Source organism: Algihabitans sp. (assembly GCF_965226985.1).
In the GTDB taxonomy this organism is placed as follows: Bacteria; Pseudomonadota; Alphaproteobacteria; order Kiloniellales; family DSM-21159; genus Algihabitans.
In genome coordinates, this window is the sequence record NZ_OZ245712.1 from 3,651,066 (window position 1) to 3,673,229 (window position 22,164).

General features: G+C 65.3%; 17 protein-coding genes and 1 riboswitch. Of the genes, 9 read left to right on the forward strand and 8 right to left on the reverse strand.

What is annotated here, in order from left to right:
• Window positions 1-147 precede the first annotated feature (147 nt).
• The 3 genes from scpA to ACO054_RS16680 all read left to right on the forward strand — a co-directional run bounded on the left by scpA (window position 148) and on the right by ACO054_RS16680 (window position 6,696).
• Window positions 148-2,301: a methylmalonyl-CoA mutase gene (scpA, locus tag ACO054_RS16670; protein WP_421707711.1), complete on the forward strand. Its 2,154-nt coding sequence runs from the start codon at window positions 148-150 to the stop codon at window positions 2,299-2,301.
• A gap of 99 nt (window positions 2,302-2,400) precedes the next feature.
• Window positions 2,401-4,776 (forward strand): hypothetical protein, encoded by a 2,376-nt coding sequence (locus ACO054_RS16675; RefSeq protein WP_421707712.1) that lies wholly within the window; start codon window positions 2,401-2,403, stop codon window positions 4,774-4,776.
• A gap of 81 nt (window positions 4,777-4,857) precedes the next feature.
• Window positions 4,858-6,696 (forward strand): ABCB family ABC transporter ATP-binding protein/permease, encoded by a 1,839-nt coding sequence (locus ACO054_RS16680; RefSeq protein WP_421707713.1) that lies wholly within the window; start codon window positions 4,858-4,860, stop codon window positions 6,694-6,696.
• A 37-nt stretch (window positions 6,697-6,733) separates the two neighbouring features.
• Here the strand turns inward: ACO054_RS16680 and ACO054_RS16685 are convergent, their stop codons facing one another.
• A complete protein-coding gene (locus ACO054_RS16685; protein WP_421707714.1) occupies window positions 6,734-7,780 on the reverse strand; it encodes a serine hydrolase domain-containing protein in 1,047 nt (348 codons plus the stop codon).
• Between the two features lie 117 nt (window positions 7,781-7,897).
• Here ACO054_RS16685 and meaB point away from each other — a divergent pair, with 117 nt between their 5' ends.
• Both meaB and rpmB read left to right on the forward strand, forming a co-directional pair.
• Window positions 7,898-8,896: a methylmalonyl Co-A mutase-associated GTPase MeaB gene (gene meaB, locus ACO054_RS16690; RefSeq protein ID WP_421707715.1), complete on the forward strand. Its 999-nt coding sequence runs from the start codon at window positions 7,898-7,900 to the stop codon at window positions 8,894-8,896.
• A gap of 242 nt (window positions 8,897-9,138) precedes the next feature.
• A complete protein-coding gene (gene rpmB, locus ACO054_RS16695; RefSeq protein WP_421707716.1) occupies window positions 9,139-9,438 on the forward strand; it encodes a 50S ribosomal protein L28 in 300 nt (99 codons plus the stop codon).
• 96 nt (window positions 9,439-9,534) lie between these two features.
• On the opposite strand, the gene ACO054_RS16700 is transcribed toward rpmB, so the two are convergent.
• On the reverse strand, window positions 9,535-10,434 hold the full coding sequence (locus tag ACO054_RS16700) for a DMT family transporter (RefSeq protein WP_421707717.1): 900 nt from the start codon (window positions 10,432-10,434) through the stop codon (window positions 9,535-9,537).
• A gap of 650 nt (window positions 10,435-11,084) precedes the next feature.
• Between ACO054_RS16700 and ACO054_RS16705 the strand changes: the two genes are divergently transcribed.
• Complete coding sequence (locus ACO054_RS16705; RefSeq protein ID WP_421707718.1) at window positions 11,085-11,549, forward strand: Rrf2 family transcriptional regulator; 465 nt, start codon at window positions 11,085-11,087, stop codon at window positions 11,547-11,549.
• A 20-nt stretch (window positions 11,550-11,569) separates the two neighbouring features.
• Here ACO054_RS16705 and ACO054_RS16710 read toward each other — a convergent pair whose 3' ends face one another.
• A complete protein-coding gene (locus ACO054_RS16710; protein WP_421707719.1) occupies window positions 11,570-12,526 on the reverse strand; it encodes an acetyl-CoA carboxylase carboxyltransferase subunit alpha in 957 nt (318 codons plus the stop codon).
• Window positions 12,527-12,702: 176 nt separating this feature from the next.
• Window positions 12,703-12,836: riboswitch (TPP riboswitch) on the forward strand.
• Between the two features lie 66 nt (window positions 12,837-12,902).
• Between ACO054_RS16710 and ACO054_RS16715 the strand changes: the two genes are divergently transcribed.
• Complete coding sequence (locus ACO054_RS16715) at window positions 12,903-13,838, forward strand: ABC transporter substrate-binding protein (protein ID WP_421707720.1); 936 nt, start codon at window positions 12,903-12,905, stop codon at window positions 13,836-13,838.
• 74 nt (window positions 13,839-13,912) lie between these two features.
• Here ACO054_RS16715 and ACO054_RS16720 read toward each other — a convergent pair whose 3' ends face one another.
• The 5 genes from ACO054_RS16720 to ACO054_RS16740 all read right to left on the reverse strand — a co-directional run bounded on the left by ACO054_RS16720 (window position 13,913) and on the right by ACO054_RS16740 (window position 20,040).
• Window positions 13,913-15,598 (reverse strand): methyl-accepting chemotaxis protein, encoded by a 1,686-nt coding sequence (locus ACO054_RS16720; RefSeq protein WP_421707721.1) that lies wholly within the window; start codon window positions 15,596-15,598, stop codon window positions 13,913-13,915.
• Between the two features lie 182 nt (window positions 15,599-15,780).
• Window positions 15,781-16,758 carry an HpcH/HpaI aldolase/citrate lyase family protein gene (locus ACO054_RS16725; RefSeq protein WP_421707722.1) on the reverse strand — a complete coding sequence of 326 codons (978 nt, stop codon included), beginning with the start codon at window positions 16,756-16,758 and terminating at the stop codon, window positions 15,781-15,783.
• Between the two features lie 185 nt (window positions 16,759-16,943).
• Window positions 16,944-17,924 carry a site-specific tyrosine recombinase XerD gene (gene xerD / locus ACO054_RS16730; RefSeq protein WP_421707723.1) on the reverse strand — a complete coding sequence of 327 codons (981 nt, stop codon included), beginning with the start codon at window positions 17,922-17,924 and terminating at the stop codon, window positions 16,944-16,946.
• Window positions 17,925-17,972: 48 nt separating this feature from the next.
• A complete protein-coding gene (locus ACO054_RS16735; RefSeq protein WP_421707724.1) occupies window positions 17,973-19,919 on the reverse strand; it encodes a hypothetical protein in 1,947 nt (648 codons plus the stop codon).
• Window positions 19,900-20,040: a hypothetical protein gene (locus tag ACO054_RS16740; RefSeq protein ID WP_421707725.1), complete on the reverse strand. Its 141-nt coding sequence runs from the start codon at window positions 20,038-20,040 to the stop codon at window positions 19,900-19,902. The genes ACO054_RS16735 and ACO054_RS16740 overlap by 20 nt, the downstream gene beginning before the upstream one ends.
• A 317-nt stretch (window positions 20,041-20,357) precedes the next feature.
• Between ACO054_RS16740 and ACO054_RS16745 the strand changes: the two genes are divergently transcribed.
• Together ACO054_RS16745 and aroB are read left to right on the forward strand one after the other, a co-directional pair.
• Entirely contained in the window at window positions 20,358-21,002 is a 645-nt protein-coding gene (locus ACO054_RS16745; protein ID WP_421707726.1) for a shikimate kinase, read from the forward strand.
• Window positions 20,995-22,146, forward strand: coding sequence for a 3-dehydroquinate synthase (aroB, locus tag ACO054_RS16750; protein WP_421707727.1), 1,152 nt, complete (start codon window positions 20,995-20,997; stop codon window positions 22,144-22,146). The genes ACO054_RS16745 and aroB overlap by 8 nt, the downstream gene beginning before the upstream one ends.
• Window positions 22,147-22,164 lie beyond the last annotated feature (18 nt).

Genomic DNA, 22,164 nt, shown 5'->3' on the forward strand with positions numbered 1-22,164 from the left:
CCGAGAGATCGCCGAGGTCTGCCGATTCGCAGGCTTCGGTCCGATGCCGCCGCGTGGACAGCCCACGCGCCAGCATGGTTATATCCGACGGAACGAACCGCGGTCTGCGCTAGAGACCGGCACGGCGGCACGGCGGATACCTGACAGATGGTGGATTTCCCCAAGAAAAGCCTCCAGGACTGGCAAGCTCAAGCAGCCAAGGAGTTGAAGCGGGATTCGCTTGACGGGCTGACCTGGACGACACCCGAGGGCATCGAGGTCAAGCCGCTCTACACGGCCACCGACCTGGACGCACTCGCGGATACCGAAACCCTGCCGGGCTTCGCGCCCTTCACCCGTGGCCCCCGTGCGACCATGTACGTCGGACGGCCCTGGACCCTGCGGCAGTACGCCGGCTTTTCCACGGCGGAGCAATCGAACGCCTTCTATCGGGCCAATCTGAAGGCCGGGCAGAAGGGCCTGTCGGTGGCCTTCGATCTGGCGACCCATCGGGGCTACGACAGCGACCACCCCCGCGTCGTCGGCGATGTCGGCAAGGCCGGCGTGGCGATCGACTCCGTCGAGGACATGAAGATCCTGTTCGACGGCATTCCGCTGGATCAGATGTCGGTATCCATGACCATGAACGGCGCGGTTCTGCCGGTCATGGCCGGCTACATAGTCGCCGCCGAGGAACAGGGCGTGGAGCCCGAGAAGCTCAGCGGCACCATCCAGAACGACATTCTGAAGGAGTTCATGGTCCGCAATACCTACATCTATCCGCCCGAGCCCTCGATGCGGATCGTGGCCGACATCATCGAGTTCACGGCGCAGCGGATGCCGCGCTTCAACTCGATCTCAATCTCCGGCTATCACATGCAGGAAGCCGGGGCGACGGCGGTGCAGGAGCTGGCCTTCACTCTGGCGGACGGCCTGGAATACGTGCGCGCGGCCCTCTCCAAGGGCCTGAAGGTTGATGCCTTCGCGCCGCGCCTGTCCTTCTTCTTCGCCATCGGCATGAACTTTTTCATGGAGGTGGCCAAGCTGCGGGCCGCCCGCATGCTCTGGGCGCAGTTGATGACCAAGCATTTCGATCCGCAGGATGCGCGCTCCCTGATGCTGCGCACCCACTGCCAGACCTCCGGCGTCTCGCTGACCGAGCAGGACCCCTACAACAACGTGATCCGCACGACGGTCGAGGCGTTGGCCGCCGCGCTGGGCGGGACGCAGTCGCTGCACACCAATGCGTTGGACGAGGCCGTCGCGCTGCCTACGCCCTTCTCCGCCCGCATCGCGCGCAACACGCAGCTGATCCTGCAGGAGGAAACCGGCATCACCAACGTCGTCGACCCCCTGGGCGGCAGCTACTACGTCGAAAGCCTGACGCACAGCCTGGCGGCCCATGCCCTGGAGCTGATCGACGAGGTCGAGGCGCTCGGCGGCATGACCAAGGCGGTCGATACCGGCATGCCGAAGATGCGCATCGAGGAGTCCGCCGCCCTGCGTCAGGCCCGGATCGATCGCGGCGAGGAGACGATCGTCGGCGTCAACAAGTACGCGGCGGACACCGCCGAGGAGATCGACATCCTCTCCATCGACAACGCCGAAGTTCTGACCAAACAGGTCGAGCGGCTGAAGGGCGTGCGTAAGAACCGGGACGAAGCGCAGGTCCGGGCAACGCTGGACGCGCTTTCGACCGCAGCGGAGACCAAGACCGGCAACCTGTTGGAACTCGCGGTCAATGCGACCCGGGCGAGGGCCACGGTCGGCGAAATCTCGGATGCGCTGGAGCGGGTCTTCACCCGCCACCGGGCCGTCGTCCGCTCGATCTCTGGAGTCTACGGCTCCGCCTACGAGGGCGACGAGGGCTTTCGGCGCATTCGCGGCGAGGTCGAGGACTTCGCGAAGGAAGAGGGACGACGGCCCCGCCTGCTGGTGGTCAAGCTGGGGCAGGACGGCCACGACCGCGGCGCGAAGGTCATCGCCACGGCCTTCGCGGACATCGGCTTCGACGTCGATATCGGCCCGCTGTTCCAGACGCCGGAGGAAGGTGCGCGCCAAGCGATCGAGAACGACGTGCACGTCATCGGGATCTCGAGCCAGGCCGCCGGTCACCGCACGCTGGTCCCGAGCCTGATCGACGCCCTCAAGCAGGAAGGCGGCGACGACATTCTCGTCGTCTGCGGCGGGGTAATCCCGCCTCAGGACTATCAGTTCCTGATGGACGCCGGGGTCTCCGCTATCTACGGACCCGGAACCAACATCCCTCAAGCGGCGAGCGAAATCCTCGGTCTGCTGCGCCGCGCCCGCAAGGCGGCTTGACCGCCACGATGACGGCCGGCAGGGGTAATCGCAGAAGTCGAGAGGGTCCGACGAGATACGGGTCCGAGACGAGCCCGTCGGCACAGAGGGCTGGGTGATATGGAGCACTGGCGCCGCACCCTTCCGATCTTTGCCGCCGCCGTTGTGGCGACGCTGATCTGGGCCGGCTTCGTCGTCTGGTACCTGGAGCGAACCCTTGGCTGGACCAATCTCGGACAGCTGCTGCCGACCGATCTGGCCGCCGGCCTCGGGGGCATTCTGCTCCCCGTCGCGTTGATTTGGCTGATCGCCTTCACGCTGGTCAGCGCAACGAGCCTTCGCTCCGAGAGCCGGGATCTGCTGAGGAAGATCGACGCACTGGCCTATCCGCCGGACACGGCCGCAGTTCAGGTCCGCGACATCACCCAGCAGCTCGCCGAGCAGGGCGAGATTCTCCGCCAGACCGGCGCGGAGGTGGCCGAGAAACTGGAGTCCGTACGCATCGCCTTCGCCAAGCAGAGCCAAGAGCTGACCGGCGCGGGGGTGCGCGCCTCATCCCAGGCCGAACAGCTTCGCGAAGCTCTGTCCGCGCAACAGATGGAGCTGACGGAAGCGCGCGGGCATCTGGCAGCCCTGGTTGCGGAAAGCCGGACGGCCAGCGAAACCGAGATCGCAGCCTATGACGCGGTGCTCGACCGGGCGCGCAAGACGGCGGAGGAGATCGCGGGGACGCTGCGTCATCCGGCCGGAGAGTTCGAAAAGGCTATTGAACAGGCCCTGGACGACAGCGGGCGAGCCGCCGAGCAGATGGCCGACCATGCCCGCGCGATGGCGGCGGCCACCGAGGAGGTCAAGGGCGCCGCCGTTTCTCTGCGGGCGGATCTGGAGGGCGACAGCAAGGCGGTGCTCTCGGCGGCCGGGCGGCTGGCACGGGAAGCCAAAGCCTTCTCGGACGAGGTGCAGGACTCCCTGGCCCGCCTGACCGGCGCCTTCGAACGCACGACCTCGCAGGCCGACTACCTGAAGGCCACGCTGGATCAGGAAGCCGAGGCCATGCGCGGTCTTTCGAGCGAGATCGAGACCAAGGCGAGCGGTGTGACCGAGCGGCTGACCGAGGGGAGCGAGGCGGCGCGCGAAACCTTCGCAGCGGCGGCCACCGGCGCCAAGGAGATGACCGTCCTCTTCCGGGCGCAAGGCTCCGAACTGTCCGGCATCGCCGAACGATCCGGCCAGCGCTTGCGCGAGCAGGTCGAGCAAGCCACCGTGGAACTCACGGCCCTGGCCGAGGCCAATTCGGAGAGCTTCACCGAGTTGGCCGCCTATGCCGGACGCAAGCTGCAGCAGGCGGGGGAGTTGGTTCGCCCGCATGTAGAGTCGCTCAACGCCGCCTCGGACCGCGCGGTGGAGAAGGCGGAGCGCGCCGGACAAGCCTTCCAGACCCGGGTGTCGGAGTTGAGAGCCGCCGCCGAGGAAACGGGCCGGAGGGTCGGCGAGGTTGGAACCGGCCTCCGCAGTCTTTCCGCCGAACTGCGCGAAACGGCGGGACTGGCCGAACAGCGAGAGTTGGAGGCCGCTGCAGAACTGCGCACACAGAACGAGGCGCTGGCCGCCTCCGCCGCCGGCGCCCAGAAGGCGGCCGGTGCCCTGCGCAGCGCGGTCGAGGAGGAGTTGGCTCGTCTGCAAGTCCTCAGCGGCGAGCTCAATCGCCTGACCCGCTCGCTACAGGACGAACTGGCGGGCCAGACCCGCGCCCTGCAGGAGTCAACGGCCAATGCAACGGCTGCCGGCTACGACCTGCGAGAAGAAGCGCAGGCGCAGCTTGCCGACCTGCGGGAGGTTTCCGAGAGTTCGCTGCAGTCGCTCAACAAACTCGGCGATGTGGTCGCGGCGCGCAGCGAGGCCCTGGGCAGCTCCGCAGAAGCCGCCCTGTCCAAGGCGGGCGAACTTGGGCAGCTGCTCGATCGCCAGCGCGCCCACTTCGACACCTCCGTCAAGACAGTGGCGGAACGGCTGGAGGAGATCAGCGGCCAGTTCCAGCAACGCAGCGGCGAACTGCGCCAAGCGGCCGACGAAGCGGGTAAGCAGGCTCTCAGCCTCAAGCAGTCGGACCTGGAGAGCCGCCGAGACCTCTTCCTGCGCAGCGCGACCGTGATGATCGAGGACCTGAACTCCCAGGCCATCGACCTGACCCGCCTGTTCGAGGGCGAGGTGCCGGAGGACCTGTGGAAACGGCATCGCAAGGGCGACCGCTCGATCTTCGCACGCAGACTTGCCCGCCAGAAGGACGAGAGCTACGTCGCACCGAAGATCGCGGAACGCTTCAAGGAGGACGAGCGTTTCCGCGAGCAGGCCACGCGCTATATCAATCAGTTCGAAAGCCTGATGAGCCAAGCCACAGCCTGCGATCCCGAGCACGTCCTGAGCGCGACCTTCCTGACCGCAGATGTCGGCAAGCTCTACCTTCTGCTGTCGCGTTCACTTGGACGGACCCAGTAATCCGGACTCGGCAAGCCAGGCCCGGTAAGCTGGGGGAAACCCAGGCGAACCGGCTCTAAAGACCCGACGGAGCCCTTGTCGATGCCGTCCGATCCCGTTCCGGCCGCCGCGCCTGGTGCGCGCAGCCATTGGCAGACCCTGAAGGATCTGCTGCCTCACCTCTGGCCGGCGGACCGGCCGGATCTGCGGCGGCGCGTCGTGCTCGCGATGCTGTGCCTCTTCGCGGCCAAGGGCGCGATCGTCGTGGTTCCGCTGCTGTACAAGGAAGCCGTGGACGCCCTGACGCTGACCGGCGACGCAGGCGGCCCGCCCCCCGAGATCACGGTCCCGGTCTTCGTCATCCTGGCCTACGGCGCCGCCAGGGTCTTCAGCCTCTCGTTTCAGGAGCTGCGAGACTTCTTCTTCGCGAAGGTCGGTCAACGGGCGATCCGGCAGGTCGCGCTCGGGACCTTTAAGCACCTGCACGGCCTGTCGCTGCAGTTCCATCTCGACCGCCAGACCGGTGGCCTCAGCCGCGTGATCGAGCGCGGCACCAAGGCCATCGATACGCTGCTGAGCTACGCACTCTTCTCGATCCTGCCGACCTTCGTCGAACTGGCCTTCTCCGTAACCATTCTTTGGGTCCTCTACGGAATCGAGGTCGCGGGGATCACCTTCGTCACGGTCGGCAGCTATATCGTCTATACCTATCGGGTCACCGAATGGCGTCTGAAGCTTCGCCGCCAGATGAATGAGAGCGATCAGCAAGCCAACACGCGCGCGATCGATTCCCTGATCAATTATGAGACGGTCAAATACTTCGCCAACGAGTCCCATGAAGCCGCGCGCTACGACGTCGGTCTCCGCGCCTATGAAACGGCCGCCACCGCCTCCAAGACCTCGCTGTCGATTCTGAACATCGGCCAGGCCGCGATTATCGCCAGCGGCGTCACAGCCTTAATGCTGCTCGCTGCCTTCCGGGTTTCCGAGGGCACCATGACCGCCGGCGATTTCGTGGCGGTCAACGCCTACATGATGCAGCTCGCCCAGCCGCTCAACTTCTTCGGTTTCGTCTATCGCGAGGTCAAACAGTCGCTCGTGGACATGGAGACCATGTTCCAACTCCTGAAGGTGAACACTGACGTCGAAGATCGGCCCGGAGCAGCGGATCTGCGGCTTACGGGCGGGCAGATCGTCTTCGAGAACGTCCACTTCGCCTACGACCCGGAGCGCGAGATCCTGCGCGGGATCGACTTCACGGTTCCGCCCGGCCACACCGTCGCGGTCGTCGGCCCCTCGGGCGCCGGAAAGTCGACGCTGTCGCGGCTGCTTTTCCGTTTCTACGACGTGACCGGGGGGCGCATAGAAATCGATGGGCAGGATCTACGCGACATCACGCAAAGCTCCCTGCGGAAGGCGATCGGGATCGTGCCGCAGGACACCGTGCTGTTCAACGACACCATCGGCTACAACATCGCCTACGGCAATCCGACGGTAAAAGCGGCGGAAATCGAGCGCGCCGCCGATCTGGCGCACATCGGTGGCTTCGTGCGTGGACTCCCCAAGGGCCTGGATACCTTGGTCGGCGAACGCGGTCTGAAGCTGTCGGGAGGCGAGAAACAGCGCGTCGCCATCGCACGCACCATTCTGAAGGCTCCCTCGATCCTGCTGTTCGACGAGGCCACCTCGGCCCTCGACACCCAGACGGAACGGGAGATTCAGGCCAACCTGCGCGAAGTCAGCCGCGGCCGCACCACGCTGGTGATCGCCCACCGGCTCTCGACCGTGGTGGAGGCTGACGAGATCCTGGTGCTGGAGGCCGGCCGTATCGTCGAGCGGGGGCGGCATGCCGCACTTCTGGCGGCCGGGGGCGTCTACGCCGCCATGTGGCGGCGCCAGCAGGAGGCCGAAAAGAAACCGCTGGAGGAGACGGTCCGGTAAACGGTCTGGACAGAGCGGGCAATCTAAAGAGCGACGGCTACAAACTGTCGAGTACCGTCGCAAGCAAGCTCCGAAGCCCCGCGTCGCCGCCTTTCTGGTCGAAACGGTTCAGTACCAGGGCAATGACCAGATCCTCCTCCGGCACCATCCCCAGAATCGCGTACCAAAAGGTATTGGATCCGTTCGCCCAAATCATCGTGGCCTGACGATTCGGAATAGGCTGAACGACCCAGCCAAGACCGATCTCCGCAGTGACCGGGCGGCGCAGTAGCCTGCAGCTCTCGCCGGCCAGGAAATCCGGCCGCTCATCCCGGCAAGCCGCGAGATGTGTCTGTCCCCAGATAGCGAGGTCGGCCAAGTTCAGATGGAGGGTTCCGGCCGGCCCCATCCAGGCCGGGTTGTCGGCCCCCTCGCGAGACGGGTCCCTAGCCCGCGACAGACCAAGGAGCTTTTGGTGTCCCCAAGCCGCATCGGCTCCGGTCGGCGGGCCGAAGCCAAGGGAGGAAAGCCCCAGAGGTTCGGCGATTTCCGTGACGATCAGCTCTTCCCAGGGCCGTCCGGCGACAGCTTCGACCACGCTGCCGGCGAGAACGTACCCGACGTTGGAGTAAAGGAACTCGCCGACTTTCCCGCTGGGCGGATCGACCCACAGCTTCCGCAGCCGTGCTAGACGCTCGGCGACGAGATCGTCGCCGACAGACCGCAGCAGCTCGACCATCGACACGTTCGCAGGAAGGCCGGCTGTGTGACTCAAGACCTGGCGCAGAGTGATGTTACGCCAGGCGGGATGCATTTCCGGCGCCTGTGCTACGAGAAGCCTGTCGAGGGGTTCATCCAAGGTCAGTTGGTCACGCTCGACCAGCTTGAAGACCAAGGAGGCTGTAAAGGACTTGGTGATCGACCCGATATGCCAAGGCGCCGTGAGGGCGACCGGTTCGTCGCTTCCCTTGTGCCGACGTCCCGATACAAGAACCAGCGGTTTGCCGCCACCACGCGCCACCGCGGCGCCGATGGCGAATCGTCCCTGTTCACGAGCCAGAGCAGCGAAAGCGCTACGAAAGGGATCCTCGATCACGTTGGTCATGATCCAAGAGGACCTAGCTGACCGCGCATAGACAGTAAAGGCGGTCTGCAAAGCAGAGTGAGCCGCCGGTCGCCGGGTCTTTCGCCTTCCCCTCGGCTTCGCTAGCTTTCTGCTGCCATGCCCGAGTCGAACGCCCCGGTTTCTCCCTCTCTCACGCAGGATCTGCTTGCCGGCAAACGCCGGGCCCTGGCGCGCGCCATCACCCTGATCGAGTCGACCCACCCGAACCACCGCGCCCAGGCGGAAGCCTTGCTGACCGAGGTTCTGCCGCACACGGGCCGCTCCATCCGACTGGGGATTTCCGGCGTGCCCGGCGTCGGCAAATCGAGCTTTATCGAAACCTTCGGCGCACAGCTGATCGAGGAGGGGCACAAGATCGCGGTCCTGGCCATCGATCCCTCCAGCCGGCGAACCGGTGGGTCCATTCTGGGCGACAAGACTCGCATGGAGGAGCTTGCGCGCAATCCCGACGCCTTCATCCGTCCCTCGCCGACAGGCGGGTCGCTGGGGGGCGTGGCGCGACGGACCCGCGAAGCCATGCTGGTCTGCGAAGCCGCCGGCTTCGACGTGGTGATCGTCGAGACCGTCGGCGTCGGGCAGTCGGAAACCGCGGTCGCAGATATGGTCGACCTCTTTCTGCTGCTGCTGCTGCCCAGCGGCGGCGACGAACTTCAGGGTATCAAGAAGGGCGTGGTGGAAATCGCCGATCTGGTGGTGGTGAACAAGGCCGACGGCGACATGACCGAAGCAGCCGCGCGGGCGGCAGCGGAGTATCAGTCGGCGCTTCGGATGCTGCGGCCCCTGTCGGCGGCTTGGCAGGTCCCGGTCCTGCGGTGCTCGGCCTTGACCGGAGCGGGTATCGCCGAGGTTTGGCAGGCCGTCGGCCGCTATCAGGATGCGCTCGGCGAAGACGGCTTGGCACGCCGCCGCGCCGAACAGGCGCGGGCATGGCTCTGGAGCGAGATCGACGACACGCTGCTGGCATGCTTCCGCCGGCATCCGGCGGTGTCCGAAGCGCTGCCGGCGCTGGAGCGCGCCGTCATGGCCGGAGAGGTCACCCCTGGCCTGGCGGCGGAGCGCCTGCTCACCGCTTTCGGTGTGGAAACGCAGAGGTGAAGATCGCGGTCGCCCAGCGGTAGGGCCTGGCAGCGAGAAGGGTTTGCCATCGCCAGGAGGGGCCGCCGTCCCTCAGCGCCTGCTGCCGACCGGCCACTTGACGCAGGGCCCGCACCTCCCTACAACACCGCCTCGCGCGGCGGCCAGGGTGGCCGCCCGTCGTGTTTTGTCTGGAACCGGCGCTTTGTCAACGCCTCCCAGATTGGCTACCACAGAGTTTTCTAGCTTCGAGGAAGAGATCGATGGCCCGCCGTTGCGCTTTTGTCGGCAAGTCGGTGATGTCCGGCAACAACGTCAGCCACGCGAACAACAAGACGCGCCGGCGCTTTCTGCCCAACATCCAGTCGACGGCGCTTTACAGCGACGCGCTGAGCAAAATGGTGCGCCTGCGCCTCTCCACCAGCGCGCTTCGGACCATCGAGCACAAGGGCGGCCTGGACAGCTTCCTGACCGGTACGCCAGACGCCAAGCTTGGCCTCGAAGCCGTCCGGATCAAACGCCAGATCGAAAAGGCCAAGGCGCGCCAGACCGCGGCAGCCTGAGACCGACCTGCGAGATAAGCTGTTTCGAAGGCCCGCCACTCGGCGGGCCTTTCCGTATCTGGGCGGCGCTCGGGCGCGGCGACGGCTGGAGCGCCTCTAAATACTTCTTCGTCGCAAGAGGTTGAGCGATCCCATGAGGGCGCCGCTGACGATCAGGGCACAAGCCAGAGCGACATGCCAGCTTGCCTCACCCTGGCCCATCAGAATCAAAACGACGGTCGAGATCAGCGGCGCCGTATAGGCAAGCGCGGCCAGCGCCTGGATATCGCCGTGCTTGGTCCCGAAATCCCAGACGAAGAACGCGAGCCCGACAGGCCCCAGGCCGAGCAACAGCACGGCACCCCACTGGCAGCGGTCCGGCAAGACCCAGCTTTCGAACAGCAGATGACAGAGCAAGCCAAGACAGGCGGCTCCGGCGCAGAACCCCGTCACGGCCTGGCTCGGGACCCGTCCGAAACGCCGGTTCATGACTGAGTAGATCGACCAGGTCAGAGCGCAGGCGATGGCCGCTGCGTAGCCGAGCGCAAAGCAGAGATCGAAGTCGAACCCACGCGTGCCCGTGACCAGAAAGCCGGCGCCGACGAGGCCCAGAACAACCGCCGACAGGTGAAACCAGCGCAGACGCTCGCCGGGCAAAGCTGCGGAAAAGAGCAAGGTCAGCAGCGGCCAGAGGTAAGTCAGAAGGCTGGCCTCGACGGCCGGGGCGTTTCCCAGAGCCAGAAAATAGAAGACATAGCAGCCGAAGAGGCCGGACACGCCAAGCAGCCAGGCTTGCCAGGGTTGCCGTAGACAGCGCCAGGTCGCGCCACCGGTCAGCAGGAGCGTGCCACACCCGGTTATCGTCGCGACCGAGAAGCAGAGAAAGGCCAGCTGGAACGGCGGGATCCCCTCCGCCCAAGTGGTGAAGAGCGCCAGCAGTGCCCAGAGGAGAATCGCGAGGCTGCCCGCAAGCGTCGCGAGGAATCGCCTCGCCTCCCTCGTCCTAGCCAAGGTCATGTCGCAAGAGTTCCCTCAAGCCGATGCGCGCCCGACAAACGCGCTACGCGCGGTCGAGCCGTAGGGCTTTGCGTTCTTCAGAGGACGGGAGAGGTCGACTGGAAACGACCCGCGAAGGTCGCCGGTCGCCGCGAAACCTAAGGCAGACGCGGAAAACGCGCTTGCCTGAACCGCTGGGGAGCCAACTCGCGCCGACCGCCGCTGCCGAGCCATCCCGGTAGCCGCCGCGTCGGCGCGCCTACCGTGATCACGACATCTCTAGGTTCAACCGCAACGGAGAAAGGCACGGAAGAGTATCGCATGACCATAGGAAGCCCCCCTGAGGACTGGCTGACCTGACACAGCGGTCGTCAGCTTTTGACTAGGTCGATTGTTTAGCGCGAGAGCGCATTAAATAGGTATATGAAATACGTATTTAATCACGTCAAAGGGCAAAGTTGGGTCACTAACCTTGCGCAAGATATATGAATGCGATCTTCAGAAGTGGCTGAGACAGCTCGGGACAAAGTGGTCACAAGACTGGCGTAAGCGCCGCATGTCGGCGCCCTATAGAACAGAATAAAAAGGTGCTAATCTGTAGAGACCATGGTTCAGCCGACGTTTGTGCCGACAGTATAATCGGTACTTTCTATTCCTGTTAGGTGGTTTAGATGCGCCTGAATATGCAGACGGACTATGCCTTGAGACTGCTGACGTACCTGGCGGTGATGGAAGACGCGCGCACGACGACGGCAGAGGTCGCCGACCGGTTCGGCATCTCCAGAACGCATCTGACGAAGGTGGCGAACGCCCTCAGCCACGAGGGTTTCGTCGAAACCGCGAGAGGCCGCGCCGGCGGTCTGCGGCTGGCCCAGCCGGCCAGTGAGATCGTCATCGGCAACGTTGTGCGTCGAATGGAGGCCGACTTCGCGATCGCGGAATGCTTTCAGGCCGCGAAGGGAAGCGGCCAGAGCGGCGGCTGTCTGATCTTTCCGGCTTGCAGGCTGCGCGGCGTTCTAAGTCGAGCTCTGGAGGCCTTCCTCGCCACACTCGACGAAGTCACCCTTCATGACCTCGTTACGCTCAATTCGGATCTTCAGATGCTGTTGGCACCGGAAAGCAACGCCCGGATCTGATCCCGGAACGGTGACGGCGGTTACGACAGCCCGACCTTACCCATTTCCAGAAACTTGGTCCGGCGCTGCTGGCGCAGGTCACCCGGCGCTACGGCCTTGAGGCTGCCCAAGGCCGACAGAACCGCATCGCCGACTGCCGCGACGATCTTCGCAGGATCGCGATGCGCACCGCCGACCGGTTCCTCGATCACCGCATCGATCACACCGAGGCGATGAAGATCCTGGGCCGTCAGCCGCAAGGCTTCGGCGGCTTCCTTGGCATGATCCGAGGAGCGCCAGAGGATGGACGCACAGCCCTCCGGAGAAATCACGGAGTAGATCGCGTGCTCCAACATCAGGACGCGATCCGCAGTCGCCAAGGCCACCGCACCGCCGGATCCGCCTTCGCCGATCACCACGGCGATCACCGGAACCGTCAATCCCAGCGATATCTCCATGGACTTCGCGATGGCTTCCGCCTGGCCGCGTTCCTCCGCGCCGACACCGGGATAGGCGCCAGGCGTATCCACGAAGGTCACTACAGGCAAGCGGAACCGCTCGGCAAGCTCCAGCAGACGCTGGGCCTTGCGATACCCCTCGGGACGGGCCATGCCGAAGTTTCGGACCTGCCGGCTCTGCAGGTCCTTGCCCTTCTCCTGACCGAGAATGACGCAGGCATAGCCCCGCAAGCGCCCGAGACCGCTCAGGATCGCCGCGTCTTCGCCGTAGAGACGGTCGCCCGCCAGCGGCACGAAGTCGTCGACCAACTGGGCAATGTAGTCGCTCGCCTGGGGACGCTGCGGATGGCGGGCGACCTGGGTCTTCTGCCAGGCCGAGAGCTTGGCATAAGTGCCCCGCAGCAGACGGTCCGCCTTGCCCTGCAGACGACCGACCTCTTCCGCAATGTTCAGATCGCCGGCATCGGAGAGATGTTTCAGCTCCTCGATCTTGCCTTCAAGTTCGGCAACCGGCTTCTCGAAATCCAGATAGTCACGCATGGCGCGGGAATACCACAGGCCCTCCCAATCGCACAGGTGCAAAACTCGCCGGGGCGAAGTTGACGACAGAAACGCGACGGCACGAACCTGACGGCATGAACGCGAAGGCAAAAACAGGACTGAGCAAACCTGTCAAAGCTCTTTCGCCGAAGCTGTCGACGCGGTTAGTCTAGGTCCATCGTTCCTAGGGGTGTCCCTGCCGTTCGCCTTTCCGCGACCGGCCCGGGGGCTGAGAGACCGTCCGGAAAGACGGTGACCCTTCGAACCTGATCCGGGTCATGCCGGCGCAGGGAATGGACGGTCGGCACCGCTCCGGGCATCCTCCGGATCAGGCTTCGGCATCCTCCTAAGCGCGGCGAAAAGGAGATGCCAGACCATGTTTCGTTTTGCCCTTTACCTTTCCTTCGCGCTGCTCGGGACAGCAGCGCCGGCCCAGGCCGAGAAACTGACCGTCCTGCTGGACTGGTTCGTCAATCCCGACCACGCCCCGCTGATCGTGGCATTGGATCGCGGCTACTTCGCCGAAGAGGGGCTCGAGGTCGAGTTCCTTGAGCCCGCCGACCCCAACGACCCACCGAAGCTGGTCGCCGCCGGGCAGGTGCCGATCGCGATCTCCTATCAGCCGCAGCTGCATATGCAGGCGGCCCAGGGCCTGCCGGTCGCCCGAATCGCTACCCTGGTGGCAACCCCATTGAATACCTTGGTGGTACTCGCCGACGGGCCGGTCGCCAGTCTGGCCGATCTGGAGGGTCGCAGGATCGGCTATTCGGTCGGGGGTTTTGCCGAGGCGATGTTGAGCGGCATGCTCGCCCCGGTCGGCATCGGTCTGGACGACGTCGAACTGATCAACGTCAACTTCGCGCTCAGTGCCTCGCTGCTGTCCGGACAGGTCGATGCCGTCATCGGCGCCTATCGCAACTTCGAGCTCAATCAGCTGGAGATCGAAGGCTCGGAGGGCCGCGCCTTCTACCCGGAGGAGCACGGCGTTCCGGTTTACGACGAACTGGTGGTGATCGCGAATTCGGCCCGCCTGGACGACCCGCGGCTACCCGCCTTCGTTAGGGCCCTGGAGCGCGGGACGATCTACACCATCAACCACCCGGAAGCCTCCTGGGAGATCTTCAAGGCCTACAAGCCGGGCTTGGACGATGAACTGAACCGCCGGGCTTGGTGGGACACACTGCCACGCTTCGCCCTGCGGCCCGCGGCCCTGGACGAGCAGCGCTACCGCCGCTTTGCCCAATTCCTGATCGATCAGGGGGTGATCGATCAGGTTCCGGCGCTGGAAACCTACGCGGTGGAACTGGAGTAGGCCGCGCTGGAGAGCCCACGCGCGAATCGCGTCTCAGGTGGAGGCCAAACGCTTCCACCTGAGACGATCGCGCTCTAGGCTGCCCGAATCTCAGCCAGGAACTGCTCGACCTCCGCACCCAGCTCGTTCGACTGGTTGGACAGATCGCCGGACAGGCCCAGCAGCTGCTGTGCCGTCTCCCGGTTGGTCTGAGCCGCTGTGGAAACACTTGAGATGTTTCGGGCCGTCTCCTGAGTCCCGCCGGCCGCCTGCTGAGCGTTGCGGGCAATCTCCTGCGTCGCAGCGGACTGCTGCTCGACGGCGGCCGCGATGGTGGCCGAAATCTGCTGCATCGAGCCGTTGGTGGTCCGAATCGTCTCCATGGCCTGGGCCGCCTCAACCGAGATTCCTTGCATGGAGCTGATCTGCTGACCGATCTCTTCGGTCGCCTTGGCCGTCTGGGTCGCCAAGTTCTTCACCTCGCTCGCCACCACCGCGAAGCCCTTACCCGCCTCGCCAGCACGCGCCGCCTCGATGGTCGCGTTCAGCGCCAGCAGGTTTGTCTGTTCGGCGATCTCCTGAATCAGCGTGACGATCGCCCCGATCTTCTCGGCCGAAGTCTTCAGGCTGCCGACCGTCTCACTGGTCTGTTCGGCCTTGCTGGAGGCCTCGTCGGCGATCCGGGCCGCCTCGCCGACCTGACCGCTAACCTCCCGGATCGAGGCCGAAAGCTCCTCGGCGGCGCTGGCGACCGTCTGCACGTTCTGAGCCGCCTCGTCGGTCGTTGCGGCAACACTGACACTGGACTGGCTGGCGCTCTCCGCACTCTCCGCGACGGTCTGGGAGGCCTGCTGCATGCTGCCGGCGGCGCTGACCAAACCGGCGACGAGACCACCGACCGAGCTTTCGAAGCGGGAGGCCAGCTGCTCGAAGGTGCGCCGCCGCTCGGTCTCCGCCTCGCGTTGGGACTGTTCGGCCTCCGCCTGCAGCGCCTGCTTCTGCTGCGCCTGCTCCTTAAAGATCTGCAAGGCCTCGGCCATGCGACCCACTTCGTCGCCTCGGTCAGTCTCCGCAATCGCCACCTGCAAATCGCCGTCGGCAATCTGCCGCATTTTGGCTGACAGACCTCTGAGGCTGCTGACCAAATCCCTATGAATCGCATAGACGATGCCGACCGCGATCAGAGTGAGCACGACGATCGCCGCGCCCACCCGCGTTGCCAAGGCCATGAAGGCGACCCGAAGATCGTCGAGGTAGACACCGGTCCCGACGAAGGCATCGAGACTGGGAACCGGAACGACATAAGAGAGCTTCTGTTCCGGCACATCCGAACCGGCGCGCGGCCACATGTAATACTCGCGCCCTCCGCCGGCCCGCGCTACGGCGGCCAGATCTCGAAACAGGTACTTACCCTCCGGATCCTGCGTGTCCCAGAAATTGCGCCCCTCCAGATCGGGCTTGGCAGCGTGCGCCACCATGGTGCCGTCGAGACCAACGACGAAAAGGTACTCGTTTTCGGCGTACCACATATTGTGGATGACGCTACGAAGCTGTTCGAGCGACTCTTCGGCTGTCAACTCTCCGGCACTCACACGCTCGGCGAGAGAGGCCGCATAGCTCTGGGCCGTCTCGGAGATGTTCTGAAGCTTGCTCACCCGATCCTCGACCATCTGAAGTCTAGCGAAATGCAGGCCGATGCCGGCGGCAATCAAAAGGGAGATGACGGTGAGCCCAAGCAGACTCCACAGCTTGGTAGCAATCGACAGCGATTTCAAAGACATGGGTGCCTCGGTCAGACGGAAGAAGCGACCCACACGGTCTAGAATAAATAGGTCAATGAAAGGTTATTTGATCTCAAATTGTGCGAAAATACAATATAAAGTAGAAGAAGCACTGACACAAAATGGGCCGGCGCTGTCTCGGCGCCGGCCCATTTTCAAGCTGCTGACTGCCTGCTTTATCTTCAGGCGGCTGCGATCTGCTCGGCTTTCTTGACCATGACTTCGGCCTGCTTGATTGACGCGATGTCAATCAACCTACCGTCGAGACTCACGGCGCCCTTGCCTTCCTTCTGCGCCTGATCCATCGCCTCGAGAATGCGCTGGGCCTTGGTCACCTCTTCGTCGGAGGGGCTGTAGACCGTGTTCGCGAGTTCCAGCTGGCTGGGGTGGATCGCCCACTTGCCTTCGCAACCCAGAACGGCGGCACGATAGGCCTGCGCCTTGTAACCCTCGGGGTCGGAGAAGTCGCCGAAAGGTCCGTCGACGGGACGCAGGCCGTTGGCTCGCGCCGCGACCACCATGCGCGCGATGGCGTAATGCCACATGTCGCCCCAGTGATAGTCCCGGCCGCCGTCACCGTTGGCGTCGGTCAGAACGCCGTAGTTCGGGTTCGGCCCGCCGATCACCGTGGTGCGCGCCCGCGTCGAGGCCGCGTAGTCGGCCACGCCAAAGTGCAGGGACTCGTTGCGCTTGCTGGCGCCGGCGATAGCGTCGACGTTAGCCATGCCGAGTGCGGTTTCGATGATCATCTCGAAGCCGAGCCGCTTCTTGCGCCCGACCGCGTCCTCGACCTGGGTCACCAGCATGTCGACGGCGTAGACATCGGCGGCCGTTCCGACCTTCGGGATCATGATCAGATCCAGGCGCTCCCCGCCCTGTTCGATCAGATCCACGACGTCGCGGTACATGTAGTGGGTATCGAGACCGTTGATCCGAACAGACATGGTCTTGCTGCCGAAATCGATCTCATTGAGCGCCTTGACGATGTTCTTGCGCGCCTGCTCCTTGTCGTCGGGCGCGACCGCATCCTCAAGGTCGAGAAAAATCACGTCGGCGTTGGCCTCGGCCGCCTTCTCGATGAACCGATAGTTACTACCGGGCACGGCAAGCTCGCTACGGTTCAAACGCGGCGGTGCCTGCTCAACGATCGTAAAGCTCATTCAGTCTGCCCCTCAATTGGCTGGTTTCCTCGCGACGGACGACCGCCGCCGGCACGGGACTTGCGCCGCTGGCGCGGCCGCGACGCAAGGGTTATGAAAAATCGCGGCTCTACTTACTGGCTGGTAATACCAATCGCAACGGCAAAGCGACGGTGAGGCTCAGTCGCAAAGGCGACTCCCCAGGATCACTCCGCCGCCTCGGTCTTCCGCGACTTGGCCGGATCGGTCCGTTCCGCCAGGGGGTGATGATCCTCCACCAGCGTCTTGAGCCGATCGCTGAGCACATGCGTGTAGATCTGCGTCGTCGCGATATCGGCATGACCCAGCAGCTGTTGGACGGAGCGTAGATCCGCTCCGCGCGCCAGCATATGGCTGGCGAAAGCATGGCGGAGGACGTGCGGAGAGATCTTGCCTGGCTCCAGCCCGGCCTCGACGGCCAACTCCTTCAGCAGCTGCGCAACCCGATGTCGCGTCAGATGCCCCCCCAGACTGCGCGAGGGAAACAGCCAGGCATCGTCCTCCGGCCGGCGCAGGAAGCGCCGGCGGACGTCGCAATAAGCGTCCAAGGCAGCGCGCGCCGGACGGCTGACCGGAACCATGCGCTCCTTGCCGCCCTTGCCGCGAACGATCAGAAGACGGGGATCGCGCGTGACCGCAGAGACCGGCAGGCCGACCAGTTCGGACACACGCAGTCCCGTCGCGTAGAGAACCTCCAGAAGCGCTGTCAGCCGTAGGCCTTCGGCGCCGTCCCGCTGGCGCGCGGCCTCGAGCAGACGGTCGACCTCGGCTTCCGACAGAACCTTGGGCAGGCTGCGGCCCTGCCGCGGGCTCTCCAAGGTTGCCGTGGGGTCGTCCTCGCGCAGTCCCTCGCCGTAGAGAAATCGGTAGAACTGACGGAGGGCCGACAGGCGCCGCGCCGCCGTCCGCGCGGACATGCCGGTCGCAGAAAGATGGCTCAGGTAGCGCCGCAGCGCCGGCGTGTCGGCGCTTTCCAACGGACCCCCCTCCTTGGTCAGGAAGTCCCCGGCATGGCGCAGATCGCGCGCATAGGCATCCAAGGTATTCTTCGCCGCGCCCCGCTCGACAACCAGCATCTCGAGAAAGGCTTCGGCTTGTGCAGACAGGGCAAATCCGCGCGCGGACTTGCGGTTCGAGGCGGCCGTCATGGCGTCGAGTCTCCGACTCTTTTTCCGATCTTGTCCTGTTTTATGGCGTCACAGACCCCGTGATGCCAGGGCCTCCATCGCGAATTGTCGTGCTTCGCGCCCCAAATCGAGGGAAACCAAGGCTTCCAGGATGGCTGCAAGTTCAAGCGGATGCAGCTCGCCGGCCGTCCGTGCCCCTAAGACAGCGGGCATATGCAGCAGGGCTTCACCTGCACGCGACGCCTGCCCCGCCGCCTGCAAGGCGGCCAGACGCTCCGGACGCGGCGGCGAGACAGCGCTCGCACCCTGCAGACCCGCAGCGCTCAACGCATCGGGCTCTCCGAGCCCGAAAAGCGCTGCGGCCAACAAGGCCACGGTCTCGCTATCCAACCCAGCGGCCATGGCATCTCCCGCCCAGGAGTCGAAGTCGGTCCAGCCTGCCGCCGGCGTCCCCGCCAGCCGCGCGTAGGGCCAGAGAAGCCGCCGCGCGGCCATGGCCTCCGGCCATTGCGCAGACGCGCTGCCAGCGTTTTCGAACCAGGCCAGGGCTTGCTCCAACCGGGCACCGTAGAACAGAGTGCGACCGGGGGCCGCCGCCCAGCGCGCCAAGGCGGCGGCCGGCGGCAACTCCACGACGACGGGCAAGGCGGCCTGAAAGCCTGCCAATGCCACGCCCTGGGCGCGGGTTCCGCTCAGGTAGCGCGACAGCAGTTCAACGCGCTCGGGCGGCAGCGATCTGGCAGTGAGCGCCTGAAACAGTAGCGCGCGGGCTTGCGGATCGGCGGGATCGAGATCCGCGTCGAGGGCACCTTCAAGAGCGGCGCTATCGAAGCCGAAAACTCCGTAGAAGTCAGCAAGACGCTCGCCCGGCAGCACGCCGGCTGCCGCCGCGCGCTCCGCCAGCGCCACCCGGTCGGAGGCGGGGAGAGACTGCAAGCCGAGCAGCTGTTCGCTCCGGCCCAGCGGCGCCTCCGACAGCAGCGTCACGTCCGGTCGCGCCTGTAGCTTCGCGAGCATGGCCAGGTTCAGCGCCGTCGGCTGCGGGCGGTCCGGCGCGCGGCCGATCCCCAGGAGAGCGTTGGCAAGCTGCAGAAAGTCAGAATCGGCCTGATCGCCCCCCTGCAGTCGCTCCTGTTCTCTCAGAAGATCGAGTCCGAGCAGAGCCGCATCTTCCTCGCCTGCCGCCAGTTGGCAGAAGATTAGCGCTCTTGACCACCAGACGCCGCCGTGTTCGGCAACCCCCTGCTGTCCCAGCCGGCAAGCCTCCTGCTCGCGCCCGGTGATCAAGCGTGTCTGCAACCGCGTCCTGTCGAGCAGCTCGTCGCCAGTCCTCTCGGGTGCAACCTCGAGCAAACGACTCAAAGCCCTCGTCTCGCCCAGGGCGAAGAGCCGTTCCGCGCGCAGCCCCAGCAATCCCGGCGTGCCGGCCTCGGGCCGGGCGCCGGTAGGCGCAGCCGCACTGGTCAGCAACAGCCGGCGCAACAGGTCGCGCAAGGTCGGCGAGGCCAGATCGGCCGGAATATCGCGCAACAGAGCCGCGACGTCGCGGCGCTCCAGCCCGGCCCAGACATCTCCCCCGAATCCGCCCGGATCGCGTTCGGTAAGCACGCCCACGGTCGCCGGGTCGATCGGCTCGAGACTGTCGATGAAGATACCTTCCCGCCCCAGCGGGGAGTCGTCGACCGGTGAAGGCGACAGAGTCTCGACCAGAGTGCCGGCCGGTGCGCGAGGCTGCTCCTCGCCCCCGGGTACTTCGGCCCTGGGTACTTCGGCCCTGGGTGCTTCGGCGCCGGGTACTAGGGTGGACCCGATGCCCCGGTCGTCCGGCAAGCCGGGAGAGGCCACCGAAGAGGGTGGGAGCAGCGACCTGGGCGCCCCGGCTGGGTCGCTCTGTGCAAGCACCGAACCGGCAAGCAGCGGACCCGAAGCCAGAATGCCTATCGCCAAGGCGGCAGCCAGGCGGCCCTGCGTGCGGGGCCGCCGCAAGCCGGAGAGCTCAGTCGAAGACGCGCTCATTGGGGATCACTTTCTCCACCTGCGCCGTCGGCGCGGGTAGGTCGAGGGTCATGATAGCGGCACCCGCCGCCGTCAGAAGAACGAGCAACACAACCAGTACACCGGCAAGCACTTTGCCCATATCAACCTCGTAACGCTCTGCGCCCCGGCTGCGCCTTCTTGATGGAACCGCCTGCGGTTCAGCGGCGAGAATGCCGTGACAACGCAAGGCGCCAGCCATCCTCGCCGACGCTTGCAATCGGCCGGGCTGTCTGTGGTAGATTTCGTCTGTGGCGAAATGGCGGCAGCGTTCATAGTTCTAAACGGCCAGGAATCGGGGCGCAACGCCGCCCTGCCCGGGATCGTCGAACGGGACCGGCGAGGGAGCCGCGCCATCAGCCGAGGCCGACGCGTACCGCGCAACGGCCCGGACCGAACGTAACGGAGACACGGTCAACCATGCCGGAAGACGGCAGTACAGGTCTCGCGGCGACAGCCGACCGGACCGCGGCGGCTCAGCCCCGAAAGCCGACAGCCGGTCTGGACCCTAGCGAAAACCTGGTGCTTGTGGGGCTCATGGGGGCTGGCAAGTCCTGTATCGGGCGCCGCCTCGCCCAGCGGCTGGGTCGGCGTTTCGTCGATGCCGATACAGAGATCGAGAAGGCCGCCGGCTGCTCGATCTCGGACATCTTCGCTGAACACGGCGAGGCCTACTTCAGATCGGGCGAGAAGCGGGTGATTTCCCGCCTGCTGCAGACCCCCGGACAGGTGATCGCCACCGGCGGCGGCGCCTTCATGGATCCCGACACGCGCGCTGCCGTGACGGCCGCCGGCCGCTCGGTCTGGCTCCGCGCCGACCTCGACCTTCTGATCAAGCGAACTTCCCGGCGAGACAATCGCCCCCTCCTGCGCCAAGGGAACCCGCGCGAGATCCTGCAGCGGCTGATCGACGAGCGCTATCCGGTCTACGCCCTGGCGGATGTTACGGTGGATGCAGCGGAGGGGCCGCCCGACGTGACTGTCGAACGTGTGCTCAAGGGCCTTTCGCCCCACCTCCACTCTCCCAGCCTCCACTCTCCACGCTGCGCAGGCCCGAATGCCTAGCCAAGTCGCCGAACAGCTGCATGTGGATCTGGGCGCCCGCGGTTACGATATCGCAATCGGCCCCGGGCTGATCGGTCGAGCCGGCGCCGAGATCACCAGCCTGCCGAACGCGCCGAACCGCGTCGTTGTCGTCACCGATCATCACGTCGCGGAGCTGCACTTGGCGCCGTTGGAACGCAGTCTGTCGGATGCCGGCCTGGCCTTCGATGCCTTTGTCGTGCCGGCCGGCGAAGCCAGCAAGTCCTTCGCATCCTTCGAAAAGCTCTGCGAGGCGCTGCTGACGGCCGGCCTGGAGCGCAAGACCTGGCTGATCGCGCTCGGCGGCGGTGTAGTCGGCGATCTGACAGGCTTTGCGGCGGCCGTCCTGTTGCGCGGCCTCGATTTCGTTCAGATTCCGACCAGCCTGCTGGCGCAGGTCGACTCTTCTGTCGGGGGCAAGACCGGGATCAACAGCGCGCACGGCAAGAACCTGGTGGGCGCCTTCCACCAGCCGCGCTTGGTGCTGGCGGACAGCGGTGCGCTGGCTACGCTTCCACGCCGCGAACTGCTGGCCGGCTATGCCGAGATCGTCAAATGCGGCGCCCTGGGAGATGCCGCCTTCTTCGCCTGGCTGGAGGAACACGGCGCGCACGTCGTCGAGGGCGACGCCAAAGCGCAGATCCGCGCCGTCGCCACCTCCTGCAAGACGAAAGCCGCCATCGTGGCAGCGGACGAACGCGAACGCGGACGCCGCGCCCTGTTGAACCTCGGCCATACCTTCGGCCACGCCCTCGAGGCAGAGACCGGCTACAGCTCCGCCTTGTTGCATGGCGAGGCCGTTGCGATCGGCATGGTCATGGCGTTCGATCTGTCGGTTCGTCTCGGATATTGCAGACCGGAGGAGGCCGACCGCTTGCGTCGGCACCTGGCAGCGGTCGGCCTGGCCACCGATCTCTCCGACCTGCCGCAGGTTGACTGGAATGCCGAGCGGCTGCTCGGTCACATGCGCAAAGATAAGAAAGTCTCGGATGGCCGCCTCACCTTCATTCTGGCCCGCAGCCTTGGGGAGGCGTTCGTGACTCAAGAGGTTCCGGAAAGCGAGGTGCTAGCTCTGCTGCAGGACGTGATCGCCGCAAGCGCACTCGCCCGCAGAGCTATCGGCTAGCGCACCATCGGAAGCGAA